The following is a 15,084-nucleotide window of genomic DNA, read 5'->3' on the forward strand; positions in this document are numbered from 1 at the left end:
TTACATTGCCCAAAGGTTTCTTAACCAGCCAAGCAAATGCAACCGCCAAAGCATCAGGCGGAATAGCCATAATATCTGCTTCCAAATATGCCATCAATCCTAATCCAAGGATAATAACACCAACAATCCAGATACTCTACGTTATTCTTGTCGTTTTTCATGGTATAGCCGTTAATCAGCGCCCCGACGAATCCCAGTTCTTTGACACAGAATTCCAGCTCTTCGCAGGCAGCTTCGGGATCCTGCATTGCTACTGCTGCAAAAGCATTAAATCGTTTTGGATATTTCTGTATGTAATTTTCATAAATCCAGATATTCATCTCATGGGCACGTTTTACCGCTTCTTTTGTTTCCAGTACTTCCTGAATACCCGGCTGTGTCAGGGACATAATAAACATTTCAACTCCGTTGCGGTCCATATCCGCAATGCGGATATCTGCAGAGTGTAATCTTGCCTTAACGGCCTCAAAATAATCCTCTTTATTTCTGGCGGTCTCATTTTGTGGATCGCCCGTAGCTTCCCACTGAGGGGACTCGTAGTGTTCTTCCAGAGCAATCTTGCCATGCATGATTTCCTGTCCGTAAGGAGCAACATAGTCTTTTATATATTCTTTTCTGAATTCAAAACTCATATTCAATACCTCCTGAAAGTTTTTGGGGAAATCTTTTGCGCGCCCGATTTCTGTTGTTTATGGGTACATTATAGCAATGGATTTTTTGAATTACCAGCCTCAGAATCCCCATTTTTGTAGGGATTCCTCCATTTTCAGGAGGAGTGTTCGGGAAGGATGTGATAACAAACATTTTTGATAAAATTGTCCGATGCCTGCGTACTCTCCCGCCTGTCTTTCATGCAAAAAGGACCTTACATTACGCAGTTCTTAAGAAAACGCTGTAAGGCCCTGGAAATATTCCTGTTCAATATTTACTTTTTCTTTGAATCGTCCCTGTATTCTTCCGCAATTCCCCTCTTCTAAACCTTCTGCGAAAGAAATATTTTCTGTTGAAACTCTTCCTCATATATCCTCACAGCCTCTTCTTCCGTTAGTTGAGGCAGCTGTTCGCAAAACTCATTCCCACTGTTCTGCTCAATATACCTCAGCATTTCAAATATTACATTCTGCATTTCAGCGCCTCCTTTCACAATCAGATCCGGTTTTGCTTTTTTCTGATTATAATTTTACCGCACAGTACACGTAAAATATATTCCCTTAACGACTGTTTTATGGTAAAATATCGCCATAATGAAAGGCCCATCTTTAAATCCGTCACCGTAAAGCGGCTGCCGGAATAAACCATAAGGAGAAATCGGATGTTTCCTGAAGACTTAATGTTTACTTCGAATAAACAAGAAAAAATATTTGAAATGAGGACAGAATATCCTTTTATTATCAGGCATGTCTATCCGCAGCGCGGAAAATCCATAATCGCCCCGTGGCACTGGCACGAGGAACTGGAGCTGATTTATGTCCAAAAGGGAGCCGTGACTTATCATACTCCACAGATGAGTCTGCAGATCCAAGAAAAAAACGGCCTTTTCACAAACAGCAACGTATTGCACCAGGTTCTTTCCTCTGAACCCGATTCAGAAATCTTCTATGAAGTATTTATGTTTCGCAGAAATTTTCTAGCAGAAGAAGGAAGTTATCTCGATAAAAAGTATGTCAGTCCTCTGCTCCAGTCGAATGCCGCTTCCTCCCTTTTGCTGTCCCGGTCTGATCCTGCCCGGAAAAAGATTCTGGAGCAGCTGCTTGAGCTATCCGAACTGAATCAGAGAAGGCCCTTTGGATATGACATGAAATCCAGAAATCTCATGTCCGACATCTGGCTGCACATGGCAGAGATTAGTAATACAGCGCCCGATCCGAGCTCAGCCTCCTCTGCGCTCCGGGAAGACAGACTGAAAAAAATGCTCCTGTATATTCAGGAGCACTACATGGACGAACTTTCATTAACAGACATCGCCAACGCCGCAAACATCAGTGAGCGTGAGGCGCTGCGCTGTTTTCAGGGGGGCCTCCATACGTCACCGTTTGTTTACCTGGGTGAATACAGAGTACAGACAGCATGCGGCCTGCTGCGCAATACCTCAGACAAAATAACAGATATTGCACTCAGATGCGGCTTTGCATCCAGCAGTTATTTTGGCAAAGTATTCCGCAGACACATAGGCTGCACGCCTTTTGAGTATCGAAATCGTTATTACCAGTAAATTTTTTAATACTGCTCCATAGGCAGACAGGCTGCTTCTTGCAGAGGATATCCCTGCAGCAGCTCCTTTTTACTCTCTTCAATTTCATTTCAAGGCGCGCTTCTTTTTATAATCACTTCCAAGCGCATCTGCAATCTTCATGATTTGAACAATATCCTCTTTTCCGAAAGTTCTGCTGCATGCCTGCCATGAGTCTGCTTCCAGAGACTCTTCTGCAATCTTCTGTAAATTTTCTTCCGTAAGTTCAATTGGCATATCATCAAAGCAGACCGGTATTCCAATCATAATACAAAAGTCAAGAACTTCTTCCAGCGTTTTATTGTCATGATGCTCGGCAGCCAACTGGCATATTACACCGAATCCCACACGTTCTCCATGCATCAGGTTTTCCCCCTCCGGAAGCACGGTGATGGCATTTCCTATCGCGTGGGCAATCGAACATCCTACATTCTCAAACCCCAGCCCGCTCATTAGAATATTACATTCGATGATATTTTCCAATGCGGGAACGCACAAATGTCTTTCACATGCCAGTTTAGCCGCATATCCATCCCGAATCAGTGTATCATAGCAGCATTTCGAAATGGCCCGCCCGCTTACTGTTGAAACAAACGGTTTTTTATCACACCATACATAATTTTCATGTCCGCTCTGTATATTTGACAAACCTTCAAAATAGGTTGACAGCGCATCGCCCATTCCCGCAGTCAGGAATCTTGCCGGAGCCTGTGCAATTATCCTGCTGTCTGCAAGTACCAGATCCGGATTCCTTTTATGAAGCATTATCTCGTTCATTTTACCGTCTTCACTGTAAAGAATCGACATCGCACTGGTCGGCGCATCTGTGGATGCAATTGTCGGGCAGATCAGAAGCGCACAGTCCATCCGGGCCGCGATCACCTTTGCAGCATCAATGGATTTTCCGCCTCCGATTGCAATCACTGTATCAATCTCAGTCCCTACTGCCTGTTCCTGGAATTCTGCTATTTTGCGGTGTGTAATCTCTCCTTCATACACCTTGCAGCTGAACGTATTTTTACTGTTCCGGTACAAAGCTTTCAGTTTTTCTTTCCACTCATCATAAAAAAATACATCAATAATATAAAAGTGTGCTTGTCCAAATTCACTCGCGTAACTTTCAATCTCTTCCAAAAGGCCGGGGCCCTGTATGTAATGTCCTACGGACCCCCATGCCCGGTAATTTGTATTTCTTCTCATTCTTTTTTTATCCTGCCATTTCTACCGGCCGCGTCCTATTTCTCCATATTTGCTACCCGGATTCCTTTTCCAAATAACCCTTCCCAGTCTTCTTTAAAAGTATCAAGCGTCTTTTGTGTCATAGGATGAACCGCCATTGTATCCAGCATTTCCAGAGTAACCGTAACATTATCTGCACCGGCCAAAGCTGCTTTTTCCAAATAAACTGCACTTTTCAGAGATGCAGCCGACACCTTGCATTCCAGTCCCTCCAGCACAAAGGCATCTTTTATTTTTTTCACGACTCCGATTCCATCTCCTCCGGCATTGTCAATACGGCTGACATATACTGCGACGCAGTAAGCACCCGCTTCTGCCGCGAGCATTGCCTGGTTAAAATCATAAATAGCAGTACAGGAACATAAGATCCCCTCTTCTTTTAACAGGCGGATCGCCTTATACCCCTGCGGGCATGCCGGAATCTTTATGAACGTATTCCCCTTGATTTCTTCCCGGATTCTATGCGCATCTTCTATCATTTCCTCAGCCGTATCCCCCATCGCTTCGAGATAAAAGGGATATTCCTCTCCGATGACTTCGCGTATCATTCTGGCATTTTCCAGAAATGTTCTCCCCGTCCCTTTCAGGCAGCGGACAGCAATACTCGGATTCATACTGAAACACCGGACCGGGTATAGATCCACCACCTTTTTTACCATTTCCAAATCACCCGTATCTAAACAATATTCCATGTCTTGTCTCCCTCCACTATTATGTTATCCTAAAATTTTTAGAGCGCCCAATATAACTGCCAATATCATAATTCCAATCACCTGCACTAAAACATTCACATGTTTTCTATTCAGCTTGTACAAGCCAAGCGTGACGGCAAGCGGGAGCAAACTCGGGAAAATACTGTCCAATGTCTCCTGCAGCGAAAAATTTGTATCGCTGATATTAAATGCAATGGGAGTTGTCACCGCCACTGTGGACGCCACCATGGCTCCAATCACCATCAACCCTACAATGGACATTGACAGGGTCAGCTTATTCATTAAATCGGATTCTGACAATTTGCTGATAATCTTATTTCCAAGACCATACCCGAACTTTATACCAAAATAACGCAATGCAATTGTCGGAATGTTATAGATAAGCAGGAACAAAATCGGTCCCAGAATACTCCCGCTCATACATAGCCCTGCCGCAATTCCTGTTGCAATAATACGCAGAGTCCCGGCGATCAGGGAGTCTCCGATACCTGCCAGCGGCCCCATTAAAGATACTTTCATCGCGCTGATGGAAGAGGTATCAAAATTTTCGTTATTTGCATTCTCTTCTTCCATGGCGGCAGTGATACCAAAGATAAAAGGCTGCATTGTGGTCTGGCAATTATAAAATTCCATATGCCTCTCATATGCCGCAATCCTGTCCTCTTCCTTGTCATACAGTTTATTGATTACAGGAATCATGGCATACTCAAATGCCATGTGCTGCTGCCTTTCATAATGCCATGCGTGAGAAGTGGTAAATGTTCGAAAGAACCCCTTTTTCAGTTCTTTCTTTGTCAATGTTTTTCTAGAATTCGTTGTCATCATCTATCCCTCCTTGTACTGCTGATTTCTGAGCCGGCATAAAATCTTTTGCAATCAGTAAAATACCTACTATTACAACTGAAAAGCATACAATACCTACCGTAGACACACCCAAATATGCGCTTAATAAAAATCCAAACAGGAAGAATACCGCAACCTTTCTGGACATGATCATGCTGATCAGCTGTGCAAAACCAAGTGCAGGAAGAATTCCTGCTGCAATGGTAATTCCAGATGTCAGCCAGCCCGGAATCGCAGATACTACTGCCTGTACAGCATCCCCTCCGAACAAAAATGCAACAAACGCAATCACTGCAAATGTAAGATCAAAGAGGAAACCATTGGACAGGAAAATTGCTTCTATTTTCTTATACTTTCCCTCTTCTGCAAACCGGTCTGCCGCCCTTGCCATTATCGGTGTAATGACTCCGTAAAACAGATTGACAACAAATGCGGATAAAATTGCTGCCGGCATGGCAATCGTAATTGCAGTCTCCATTCCATTCCCTGTTGTAATTGCAAAAGCAGTACCCAGTACAGAACCAACGATCATATCCGGAGGAATGGAAGCCCCAATGGCATACATTCCCATAAATACCAGTTCCAACTGGAAGCCGATCATGACGCCGGTCTTGACATCTCCCAGGATAATTCCAACCAGCGCCCCCAGTACCAGAGGCCTGCCAAGCATCGCGGTCCCCACAAAATAATCCGCTTTTCCGATAAATACTACAAGACCAACCAAAAGTGCCTGTAACATTTGTTTTTCCCTCCTTATTAGCCCAACATTTCTTTTGTAACCATTTTCTTCTTATCTTCCGGCACCTGCCGGATTTCAAGCTCGACCGAATCATCCAGCATTTCTCTCAGCAGCGTGCATTCTTCTTTTGTCACATAAAAGGCAACATCTAATTTTTTCGAATCTTCCTTGATTTTACTGCCGCCTAAATTGACTGATTTCACGGCCTCACATTGTTTTGCCAGGCAGTGTGCATCCCGCACGCTCTCTACAACAACCAGCAGTTTATACTTATCTGTTACTCCACTGTTAATCGCTTTAATAGAATCTTCCACACTTTTAATGACAAGCTTTATTCCTGACGGCTTTGCAAGCCGCATTGTTGCCATCCGCATTTCATCCTTAGCGGCTGCGTCTGACACAATTAATATCGCATCTGCGTCCAGCGAACGGCACCAGACGTAGGCTACCTGTCCATGCAGCAGACGATGGTCCACCCTGCATAATTTAATCATCTGCATAACCTCCCATTCTTTCAGTACACTCTTCAAACTTTTTCAGCGTCTGATCATCCCATTTTTCCGGCTCTTTAAAACTCCTGGAATCCACATATTCCATTGAAAAGCCTCCCTTGTATTTATTTTTATCAAAGCTCTTCAGAACCGACCTCATATCTCTTTGCCCCAGTCCCCATGGCATATGTCCGGTCGGGTTTCCATCTGTAAAATGACAATGAATGATGTCCTTTCCAAACAGATCAAACCACTCCTGCACGGATTCTCCCACAGCTCCCAATGCTCCAAGATCAATGGTCAGCTTCAGATTGTTTCGATTTACCGCTTCCTTCAGTACCTGAATCTTCTCCCTTGTATTAGCAATTTCCGAAGACTTATTCCAGATACTTTCCAACGCCAGTTCTATCCCCAGATCCGCAGCGTAATCACACAGCCGCCGCAGCATTTTTACAGATCTGGCCCTTGCTGTTTCTGCCTCTTCGTCATGATAATTCCACCCAGGCGTCACCAGCACTTTTCTGCAGCCGATTTCACCGGCCAGACTGATGACCTTTTTAAAATACATTTCCGTATTATGAACCAAAAGCTCTGATCTGGCTGCGATATTGTTTGGTTTTGGATTATTCTGCTCCGGACAGAGACAGGCAATTTTTACGCCATACTTTTCCATTAGTTTTTTCAGCTTATCAGAACTCTCACTCCAATAACTGTTTATGTAAAAATGTTGGGGGCACAACCATAATTCTGCATTCACAAACTGCATATTCTGGCATTTTTCAAAAAAATACTCCAAATCATAATACCGGTAATGAATATTCATGGCGTATAGTTGTTCCCTGTATATCACTCCTTTAAAATTCCTCCTTTTCCTTAGACATATCCTCCACCATTGGATTGCAGAAACAGGTCATTTCCTTTCCGCCTTCCACGGCCTCTTCTATTTTACTTTGGATATCATCCGTTTCTTTGATCATCGTCAGCTGTACAATCATTGGCAGGTTCATGCCGGATACAAGCCAAAAGTTTTGTTTCCGAATACGGGCAAGAAATTCATTATTTACACTCCCCCCAAAAATATCCGTCGCTACGATGATTTCATCCGTATCAGCAAATCTGCTGAATAATTCATCTATCTGACTCTCCAAAGTTACTTTATCTTCTAAATATGCACAGATTGTATATATCTCTGCCGTTTTACCGGCAATAAACTGCGCACTATTTTTCATCCCTTCAGCAAGTCTGCCGTGGGATGCCAGCACCAATCTAAGCATGTGAGCTCCTTTCCTTTATATTCAACATCTCTGGGGACAGGAACTTCATGAATCCGGCCTTTTCCTGCCTTATAGAGTTGTTATCAAAAATTATTGTCGTTTTCTTCCACTTCCACATCATTTTTTATATATTCAAACAGATACGCAATTTCACTGTCCGGCAGTTTCACATTATATTGTTCCAGAAGTGTCCGAAAACTTTCATTTACAATCCGGATGAACTCTTGTTGTTCTCCCTTAAATTTTTCAATTTCTTTGTATTTTTCTATCGGTGTCTTTGTCACAAGCCGTTCAATCAAAAAGCAGATATGCATATTGATCCCCACAACTGTCTTGCTCAGAAACTTTCGTTTCAGCATGTGCTGCAGCAGCATAGTGGCATCACTGACATAATCCAGTAACTTCTGGGCATTTAAGATTGTTAGATTTTCCATTACGGACTGCAGCGAAAAGTTTTTTAAAAGCGCCTGGTCAAACTTTTCAATCTCCTCCTGATTCAGATAGTCTGAAAGTACATGATCCACAATATGGATCTTTTTGAAGTTAATGATTTCCTCCAAAGAAACTGAATTGACCTCTTCTATCTTTAGGCTGAGTGTTTTTACAAGCAGCACTACTTCGTATTTTTCGAAAAGCAGGTCACTGCTTCCATTTTGCTCCAATTTGTCAAAATCATATGCTATCATTTCCAAAGGAATAGACTTGGGCAGGCTTCCGCGAAACATTCGAGTTAACTTTTCCGCAATATTCTTTCCTACTTCACTTGTGAAAACAATCGCCTTCTCCTTTTTTTCTCTGGAGATAATATTAAAGCGGCATTGATTTTCCCGGCAGGCTGTCTCCAGTATATCCTGCATATTGTCCCCTGCCAGAATCATATTTCCGATATTCAGGGCCAGGATCGTGGACACATTATTAATGACTCCTAAATTCACCGTTCTGTCTATCATATCGCCCAGCCCTTCGAGAGAGCCGGTATCTACCATCAGGATAATATTTTTAAAATATTTATTTTCATTAATAAATACGGATAATTTCTGAATCACTTCATCAATGGAGCTCTCCATCGGCATATCAATCGCCTCAAAAAGCTGCGCCTGGAGTGTTGTGTTCACCACATCGGCAATGGAACTTGCTGTGGTATACCCGTGACAGAGCACAATCCCTGTTGTATCCATGAGTTTTAATTTGTTATTGTACGAGTGAATATTAATCATAATAAATACCCGGTTCATGGGAGAGAGCACCATGTTAATATTTGATAAAATCTGCTTTTCAAGCAAATCAGCCAAATAATGGAGATCCGGCATATTTTCTACCAGAAATTGATACATCTTCTGAATTCTTTCCTGGTTCTCCCTCTCCCAGATTTTGAGCTTTGAATTGTGATTCTGCTGGGCAATCAGCATTCTGGCAATCACATACGAACAATTGGCCGGAAAATTGATATGATATGTTCCTCTGATATTTGCAATCATACCTGCCACAATATTTTCCAAAGGATGCAGCCGGGTATCCAGAAAGGACTCCTGAAAAATCAAAATATCGTAATAGTGTTTCAGCGTCCTTTTGCTTCGTTCTAAAAATTCTGAAAAAGAACCTTCCACTTCTATTGTCTCTTTATAATTGTCCGCAAGATTCTGCCACATTTCCAAAATCTTGTCCCCCGAAGAGTCTGCCTGAATCATATCCAGCCGGACCATAGCGGAATCTTTCTCATCCGGGCTTAATATTTCCAGCATACCGGCAGGAAGATGATACTGGTAGATGCTCATTTCCTGGGGTGAATTGCACTGTGCATATGCATTTGCCGAGATCATTTTGATACATTTTTTAAGTTCCGTAATATTATTTTCAAACCGGTAGTTGACAAGCTTGAAAATCAGCTTTTCAGAAATATAAATCATGCGGTTCAACCGGTCCTGCTCTTCCCTGAATGCGCGGACTATAAATTCTTTCCTCTCGTCCTCATTCCTTTCAATCCATGAGGGCACTTCACAAACCACGGGGATATTCACCAGGAGACCGGGCGACATCCGTCTGCCTGATTTGATGTCCATACTTAAAATCATCCGGACACCAACTCTCTTTGCACTCTTTTTTTCTCCGTCTCTGTTCTTCCCCCCTGTCGTAATATAATCCGCAAGCCTTTCCTGAAGCCGCTCATCCAGCTCCGGGATGTTTTCCAAGTACAAAATCCCTCCGTCCAGCTTCTCCAGCAGTCCGGCCTTAAGGCCGCCTTCCGTGTCTTCACTTCCAAAAAGTAATTCTTCATAATAAAGTGCATTTTCCCTGGAACTGAATTTGATTCTTTGAAAGTTTTGAGGATTTTTTAAAATCTTATGGTTGACGCAGTACTCCTGGATTAACTTCATCAGAAATGTTTTTCCGCTCCCCATTTCCCCTTTCAGAAGAATCGGAAGCCCGCCCGGATACAGCAGCGCAGACTTTATTTGTGCAATACAGTAACTAAGGCTCCCTTCGTTTCCAATTGCCTTGTCAAAATCACTTTCCTTTGAAACAAATTTTTCAATTTCTTTTGTAAGTTCTAAAATACTTAGATATTCATTTTTTTCAATCTGCATGTGGTACTTTTGTTCCAATACCAGACGGTTGAGATAATATACCGGTCTGGAATTCACTTTGATAACGGTTCCTTCCTTTACCATTTCATTCAAGTATAAGGAAACAAGAGACCTCGACATATGCAGTTGATTGCAGATATCTACCGTTGTATAGGATGATACATATTTCATATCAAATTTCTTTGTCTGTTTCTCAAGATATTCATAAACTTGTTCTTTTGAACTTACATGTACCATATTTATCACCTCCTTTACTTTCCTTATGGCACAATCATACTTCAAAACCTTTTTCACTTCTTTTCTTTTAAAAAATTATAACACTAAATACGAAACTTTTTCTGTTTTCGACACTCCCCAGGATAAAAAAAATAGTGTTAAATGATTTTTAACACTAGAGTGTAACTGTATGAAGAGCGTTTCAGTCCCCTGCTTTATGTGGTTCAAAATATCCAGTCCCTCTCATGGAGAGAGGAAGTAGTGACTGATCTGCCGGAGGATGGTTCCCTGCCATGAACCGAAAAACTGGGGTACTATTGTTACTATGCACGGTCCTGGTTACTGTGCACCCCCTACGGGCGTGCACAGTAATAACAGTAATAGCGTCTGGACATTTCGAATAGAGTAAGGTATGATTTAACAAAGAAAAGCCGCACGGCTGAAATACGGGCGGCATGATAGAATAAGGCGGGAAAGAAGGCGCAATATATGGGAGAGTTTACACATTTTGACACCCAGGGCAATGCCATCATGGTAAATGTCAGCCAAAAGCAGGATACTGAACGGGAAGCAGCTGCAAGCGGAATGATATGGATGTCCAGGGAATGCTATGAACTGGTAAAAACCGGAGATATTAAAAAGGGAGATGTCCTGGGGGTGGCCCGGATTGCAGGAATTATGGGCGTTAAAAGAACCTCCGAACTGATCCCTCTGTGCCATATGTTGAATCTGACAAATGCAGAGCTTCAGTTTGCATATCACAACCAATGCTGTGCAATAGAAGCCATATGCACTGTGAAGACTGTCGGTAAGACCGGCGTGGAGATGGAGGCGCTGACAGGGGTAAACGTCGCACTGCTCACCATTTATGACATGTGTAAGGCAGTTGATAAGGGCATGGAGCTGGGCGAGATACGTTTACTGAGGAAAACAGGAGGAAAAAGCGGGCTTTGGGAAGCGGACAGGGGAGATCACTGACATGGCTGTTGAAATGACCTTTAAAAAGAAGCTGGGAAGTTTTACACTGGACATGCACCTGAGAAGCTGCAGCCGCCGCATCGGTATCTTGGGAGCCTCCGGGTGCGGAAAAAGTATGACGCTTAAAAGTATTGCAGGAATTGTTACACCGGATGAAGGCAGAATTATAATAGATCAAAAAGAAATCTTTGACTCAGAAAAGAAAGTAAACTGGAAACCTCAGAAGAGGAATGTTGGATACCTGTTTCAGAATTATGCCCTGTTCCCGAACATGACAGTAAGGTCTAACATTGCGGCCGGGTTAAAAGGGACGAAGGCTGAACAGTCAAAGAGAGTGGAGGAGATGCTGGAAAAGTTCCAGTTGAGCGGCCTGGGGGACCGGCTCCCGGGCGAGCTGTCAGGCGGTCAGCAGCAGAGAGCTGCTCTGGCAAGAATCATGGCCTACGAGCCGGATATGATCCTGCTGGACGAGCCATTTTCCGCATTGGATGTATTTTTAAAGGACAGACTCCAGCAGGAAATGATCGAAATACTGGCCGATTATGAGGGTACTGTTATTTTGGTATCCCACAGCAGGGATGAGATCTACCGGTTCAGCGAAGAACTCCTGATTATGGACAGCGGCCAGGTCATCTGCTGCGGGAATACAAAAGAAATATTTGCAAATCCACAGTGGAAAGAAGCAGCCCGGCTTACCGGCTGTAAAAACATCACGCAGGTCACACATCTGGGAACAAACACCCTTATGGCCCCTGACTGGGGGGTGGCACTGGAATTACATCGGGAAGTTCCCGCAGACATCCGGTACATCGGTATCCGCGCTCACGATTTTATACCGCGGTGGGGCGATACTGCCGAAAACTGTCTTCCCGTAAAGGTAAACAGCATGGCGGAACTGCAGTTTGAAAGAAAATATTTTTTAAAAGGCGCCAAAGATTGCGCGGAGGAAGTGTGCTGGTTTGTGCAGAGGAATGACTGGAATATGCTGGACGAAAAGGGAATTCCTGATTATCTGCAGGTTCCGGAAGAGAAGATATTACTGTTAAAATAAGGATGACTGCCGTTTGTTTTACAAAGACTAACGGCGGCCGAACTTCCATTTTAAAATTATATTGAGAACTTTATGTATAAAAATGAGAAAATATCATAAAATATATTGACAGCTCCCATGGAATATGGTATTTTATAAAAGTTGTTGGGGACAATAACATTTCATGGGGGATTAGCTCAGTTGGGAGAGCGCCTGCCTTGCAAGCAGGAGGTCACGAGTTCGACTCTCGTATTCTCCACTATCACTCAGTGCAAAGGCACTGGGAGACAATTAAATTATAATCCTCGATAGCTCAGTGGTAGAGCATTCGGCTGTTAACCGAAGGGTCGTTGGTTCAAGCCCAACTCGGGGAGCTGAAAAAACTCGTAAGCATGATTGTTTACGAGTTTTTTAGTTATACTAAAATGTATTCAGGCTGTTAACATTACAATGAATTCACTAATCAGGAGGATGGATATGAATTACCAGATACGTGAAATAACTGATTCAGAATACCCTTTATTAGATACTTTTTTGTACGAAGCAATCTTTATTCCGGATGGAACAGAAGCGCCGCCAAGATCCGTTACAGCATCGCCTGATCTCCAGGTTTATGTCTCTGGCTTCGGCACACAGGAGGCTGATAAATGCCTGATGGCAGAAGCCGGCGGTAGAATCGTGGGGGCAGTCTGGGTACGTATTATGAACGACTATGGGCATATAGATGATGAAACTCCGTCATTAGCCGTCTCTGTTTATAAAGAGTACCGGGGTATTGGAATCGGAACCGCTCTGATGAAAAGCATGTGTTCTCTACTAAAAGAAAATAATTACAGACAGGTTTCCCTGTCTGTTCAGAAGGCCAATTATGCCGCAAAAATGTATCTTGATCTAGGTTTTCAGGTTGTACGTGAGAATCAGGAGGAATATATTATGGTAAAATATCTGGAGTGTTGACCGCACACTCCGGATCCCCCCTATTCCCCAACAGAGGCCGCAGATACGTCCGCGATAACCTATCTGCTGTTTTTCTCGCCAACTGCACAGAGCCAGCCCTTATCATTTTTATCTATTTTGATGTTTGCGAATCCAGCCTGCTGCAATAAAATCTGAATCTGCTCAGAATTATATACCGTCATCCCTTCGATGATTTCCGCCCATTGTTCCCCTTCTTCATCTTCACCGTTGGACTCATTACAGATCATAAAAATTCCACTCTCTTTTAGAACCCTATATACCTGTGCAAAGGCTTTGGAAAGGTCAGGCCAGTAATATATCGTCTCAAATGCGGTTACCACATGAAACGATGCGTCCGTAAACGGAAGGTCCATCACGTCTCCATGCAGGATTTCACATCGTCCGGATCTAACTGCCTCTTCATTCATCTTCCTGGACTCTTCTACACTGACTTCCGAGTAATCAATCCCTTTTGCTTTGCCATAAACGCTTTTTTCAAGCAGCGTTTTTATATTTACCCCGCCGCCGCAGCCAATATCTAAAGCTGCGTCACCTTCGTGTATTGTAATATGGCTGAAGCCCCACTCTGCCATAGCGATGTGGCGGCTGTTCATCTGATGAATCATCTTTTTCCCGTCTAATCCTTCGGGCTTACATGCATTTTGATAAAATCCCATATTATTTCTCCCAATAATTTATTATGCTCTAAGTTGTATCATAATCAGCAAAATATTTGAAACAGGCTGACACTTTGTAACAATTCAGGCTTGGCTGAACTGTTACGACAATTTTCATTATATCCATTTTTTTCAAGTTTGTAAATGAATCTTCTTATATATTTTATATCAGATATAGTAACCTTAGCTGTTACATTCAGTTCCAATAAAAGGGCGCCATAAAACAACTGGTTCCCCAGTTATTTTACAGCACCCCATATATTAAAACACCAAAAAACTTTGTTGCATCTATATTAAAACTTCAGTAATTTCTGAAGCAGGATATTTTTATCATACAAGAACGTCAGTATTGCACTGTCCTCGATCAGGTCAAAACACATTTTACCGACTGCCGTCGTATATACGAGAGTCAGGATAAGGAACGCAATCCACACAATCAGGAGCGCCACAAAAATTCCTGCCAGTGCACCCGCAAAACGGTTGAGCAGGCCCACGACCGGAAGTTCTCCGATGATATCCACAGCGGCCATCAATGCCCTTACGATGATGATGGCAAGCAGGAATGTCACCAGAAATGATACTATTTTTATAACCATTCTGGATATATAGGAGGCCACGTATTCCGGAAAGCTGGATACATTGAGCTCGCTGTATATCTCTGAGTTATTATTTTCCAGAATGATGTTTTTCATAAAGGATGGCAGCGCCGAATTCTCGATCTGCTTTATCTGTGCGTCTTTTGGAATCTCCCCCACTACCTTAAGGACATCCTCTGCAGTAATCCCCAGCCGTTCCCAGTCCAGTTCTTTCAGGTTCGCCAGATCGTCTCCGCTCAGCCCGGCAAGGGGGGTACCGCTTAAATCCACTTTTGACAGTTCATCTGCCGAGATCTCAGGCATGAATGCCTCAGTGCATTTTGTTTCTATCATTTCAGAAATCGGTGTATATTTGGTCAGTGCGTGAGCTACGTAAGGGTTCAGTACAATCATAAGTACGATTGTAAGCACAACGGATAACAAAGAAAGCGCTATTCTGAAAAAGCCTCTCAGATATCCCACTGCCATGCAGATTATAAATATAACGCCGACCATGATTAATAACCAGTTATTCAT

General features: G+C 43.0%; 16 protein-coding genes and 2 tRNA genes. 6 read left to right on the top strand and 12 right to left on the bottom strand.

The window, feature by feature from the left end; translation table 11 throughout:
- Positions 1-53: 53 nt before the first annotated feature.
- Both BN1938_RS01845 and BN1938_RS23290 read right to left on the bottom strand, forming a co-directional pair.
- Complete coding sequence (locus BN1938_RS01845) at positions 54-632, bottom strand: amidohydrolase family protein (RefSeq protein WP_242843786.1); 579 nt, start codon at positions 630-632, stop codon at positions 54-56.
- Positions 633-973: 341 nt separating this feature from the next.
- Positions 974-1,126: a hypothetical protein gene (locus BN1938_RS23290; RefSeq protein WP_156320694.1), complete on the bottom strand. Its 153-nt coding sequence runs from the start codon at positions 1,124-1,126 to the stop codon at positions 974-976.
- A 186-nt stretch (positions 1,127-1,312) separates the two neighbouring features.
- Here BN1938_RS23290 and BN1938_RS01855 point away from each other — a divergent pair, with 186 nt between their 5' ends.
- The gene (locus tag BN1938_RS01855) at positions 1,313-2,212 is read left to right on the top strand and encodes an AraC family transcriptional regulator (protein WP_050638975.1); all 900 of its coding nucleotides are present in this window, start codon (positions 1,313-1,315) and stop codon (positions 2,210-2,212) included.
- Positions 2,213-2,296: 84 nt separating this feature from the next.
- On the opposite strand, the gene BN1938_RS01860 is transcribed toward BN1938_RS01855, so the two are convergent.
- The 8 genes from BN1938_RS01860 to BN1938_RS01895 form a co-directional block, all read right to left on the bottom strand.
- Complete coding sequence (locus BN1938_RS01860; protein ID WP_050638976.1) at positions 2,297-3,430, bottom strand: glycerol dehydrogenase; 1,134 nt, start codon at positions 3,428-3,430, stop codon at positions 2,297-2,299.
- A gap of 35 nt (positions 3,431-3,465) precedes the next feature.
- On the bottom strand, positions 3,466-4,161 hold the full coding sequence (locus BN1938_RS01865; RefSeq protein ID WP_050638977.1) for a transaldolase family protein: 696 nt from the start codon (positions 4,159-4,161) through the stop codon (positions 3,466-3,468).
- 24 nt (positions 4,162-4,185) lie between these two features.
- Entirely contained in the window at positions 4,186-5,007 is an 822-nt protein-coding gene (locus tag BN1938_RS01870; protein WP_081732957.1) for a PTS system mannose/fructose/sorbose family transporter subunit IID, read from the bottom strand.
- Positions 4,988-5,764 (bottom strand): PTS mannose/fructose/sorbose/N-acetylgalactosamine transporter subunit IIC, encoded by a 777-nt coding sequence (locus BN1938_RS01875; RefSeq protein WP_025653611.1) that lies wholly within the window; start codon positions 5,762-5,764, stop codon positions 4,988-4,990. The genes BN1938_RS01870 and BN1938_RS01875 overlap by 20 nt, the downstream gene beginning before the upstream one ends.
- 17 nt (positions 5,765-5,781) lie before the next feature.
- Entirely contained in the window at positions 5,782-6,258 is a 477-nt protein-coding gene (locus BN1938_RS01880) for a PTS sugar transporter subunit IIB (protein ID WP_050638978.1), read from the bottom strand.
- Entirely contained in the window at positions 6,251-7,105 is an 855-nt protein-coding gene (locus BN1938_RS01885; RefSeq protein ID WP_129879030.1) for a sugar phosphate isomerase/epimerase family protein, read from the bottom strand. The genes BN1938_RS01880 and BN1938_RS01885 overlap by 8 nt, the downstream gene beginning before the upstream one ends.
- A gap of 4 nt (positions 7,106-7,109) precedes the next feature.
- Entirely contained in the window at positions 7,110-7,529 is a 420-nt protein-coding gene (locus BN1938_RS01890; protein WP_050638980.1) for a PTS sugar transporter subunit IIA, read from the bottom strand.
- An 83-nt stretch (positions 7,530-7,612) separates the two neighbouring features.
- A complete protein-coding gene (locus BN1938_RS01895) occupies positions 7,613-10,351 on the bottom strand; it encodes a sigma 54-interacting transcriptional regulator (protein WP_050638981.1) in 2,739 nt (912 codons plus the stop codon).
- A gap of 468 nt (positions 10,352-10,819) precedes the next feature.
- On the opposite strand from BN1938_RS01895, the gene moaC reads away from it, so the two are divergent.
- The 5 genes from moaC (at position 10,820) to BN1938_RS01920 (ending at position 13,295) form a co-directional block, all read left to right on the top strand.
- Complete coding sequence (moaC, locus tag BN1938_RS01900; RefSeq protein ID WP_050638982.1) at positions 10,820-11,308, top strand: cyclic pyranopterin monophosphate synthase MoaC; 489 nt, start codon at positions 10,820-10,822, stop codon at positions 11,306-11,308.
- A 1-nt stretch (position 11,309) separates the two neighbouring features.
- The gene (locus tag BN1938_RS01905; RefSeq protein ID WP_050638983.1) at positions 11,310-12,359 is read left to right on the top strand and encodes a sulfate/molybdate ABC transporter ATP-binding protein; all 1,050 of its coding nucleotides are present in this window, start codon (positions 11,310-11,312) and stop codon (positions 12,357-12,359) included.
- Between the two features lie 165 nt (positions 12,360-12,524).
- Positions 12,525-12,597: transfer RNA gene (locus tag BN1938_RS01910), tRNA-Ala, on the top strand.
- Positions 12,598-12,640: 43 nt separating this feature from the next.
- Positions 12,641-12,712: transfer RNA gene (locus tag BN1938_RS01915), tRNA-Asn, on the top strand.
- 103 nt (positions 12,713-12,815) lie between these two features.
- The gene (locus BN1938_RS01920) at positions 12,816-13,295 is read left to right on the top strand and encodes a GNAT family N-acetyltransferase (protein ID WP_050638984.1); all 480 of its coding nucleotides are present in this window, start codon (positions 12,816-12,818) and stop codon (positions 13,293-13,295) included.
- 59 nt (positions 13,296-13,354) lie between these two features.
- Here BN1938_RS01920 and BN1938_RS01925 read toward each other — a convergent pair whose 3' ends face one another.
- Both BN1938_RS01925 and BN1938_RS01930 read right to left on the bottom strand, forming a co-directional pair.
- On the bottom strand, positions 13,355-13,972 hold the full coding sequence (locus tag BN1938_RS01925) for a class I SAM-dependent methyltransferase (RefSeq protein WP_050638985.1): 618 nt from the start codon (positions 13,970-13,972) through the stop codon (positions 13,355-13,357).
- Positions 13,973-14,265: 293 nt separating this feature from the next.
- Positions 14,266-15,084 carry a CvpA family protein gene (locus BN1938_RS01930; protein ID WP_050638986.1) on the bottom strand — a complete coding sequence of 273 codons (819 nt, stop codon included), beginning with the start codon at positions 15,082-15,084 and terminating at the stop codon, positions 14,266-14,268.

The sequence above is a fragment of the Eubacterium sp. SB2 genome, assembly GCF_001244405.1.
GTDB classification, from domain to species: Bacteria; Bacillota; Clostridia; order Lachnospirales; family Lachnospiraceae; genus Faecalicatena; species Faecalicatena contortus_B.

What these genes read in the sequence shown, in the direction of transcription:
- BN1938_RS01890 (WP_050638980.1), bottom strand. Translation starts at nt 7,529, where the DNA reads ATGCTTAGATTGGTGCTGGCATCCCACGGCAGACTTGCTGAAGGGATG.
- BN1938_RS01860 (WP_050638976.1), bottom strand. Translation starts at nt 3,430, where the DNA reads ATGAGAAGAAATACAAATTACCGGGCATGGGGGTCCGTAGGACATTAC.
- BN1938_RS23290 (WP_156320694.1), bottom strand. Translation starts at nt 1,126, where the DNA reads ATGCAGAATGTAATATTTGAAATGCTGAGGTATATTGAGCAGAACAGT.
- BN1938_RS01925 (WP_050638985.1), bottom strand. Translation starts at nt 13,972, where the DNA reads ATGGGATTTTATCAAAATGCATGTAAGCCCGAAGGATTAGACGGGAAA.
- BN1938_RS01905 (WP_050638983.1), top strand. Translation starts at nt 11,310, where the DNA reads ATGGCTGTTGAAATGACCTTTAAAAAGAAGCTGGGAAGTTTTACACTG.
- BN1938_RS01870 (WP_081732957.1), bottom strand. Translation starts at nt 5,007, where the DNA reads ATGATGACAACGAATTCTAGAAAAACATTGACAAAGAAAGAACTGAAA.
- BN1938_RS01920 (WP_050638984.1), top strand. Translation starts at nt 12,816, where the DNA reads ATGAATTACCAGATACGTGAAATAACTGATTCAGAATACCCTTTATTA.
- BN1938_RS01895 (WP_050638981.1), bottom strand. Translation starts at nt 10,351, where the DNA reads ATGGTACATGTAAGTTCAAAAGAACAAGTTTATGAATATCTTGAGAAA.
- BN1938_RS01930 (WP_050638986.1), bottom strand. Translation starts at nt 15,084, where the DNA reads ATGAATAACTGGTTATTAATCATGGTCGGCGTTATATTTATAATCTGC.
- BN1938_RS01865 (WP_050638977.1), bottom strand. Translation starts at nt 4,161, where the DNA reads ATGGAATATTGTTTAGATACGGGTGATTTGGAAATGGTAAAAAAGGTG.
- BN1938_RS01845 (WP_242843786.1), bottom strand. Translation starts at nt 632, where the DNA reads ATGAGTTTTGAATTCAGAAAAGAATATATAAAAGACTATGTTGCTCCT.
- BN1938_RS01855 (WP_050638975.1), top strand. Translation starts at nt 1,313, where the DNA reads ATGTTTCCTGAAGACTTAATGTTTACTTCGAATAAACAAGAAAAAATA.
- BN1938_RS01875 (WP_025653611.1), bottom strand. Translation starts at nt 5,764, where the DNA reads ATGTTACAGGCACTTTTGGTTGGTCTTGTAGTATTTATCGGAAAAGCG.
- moaC (WP_050638982.1), top strand. Translation starts at nt 10,820, where the DNA reads ATGGGAGAGTTTACACATTTTGACACCCAGGGCAATGCCATCATGGTA.
- BN1938_RS01880 (WP_050638978.1), bottom strand. Translation starts at nt 6,258, where the DNA reads ATGATTAAATTATGCAGGGTGGACCATCGTCTGCTGCATGGACAGGTA.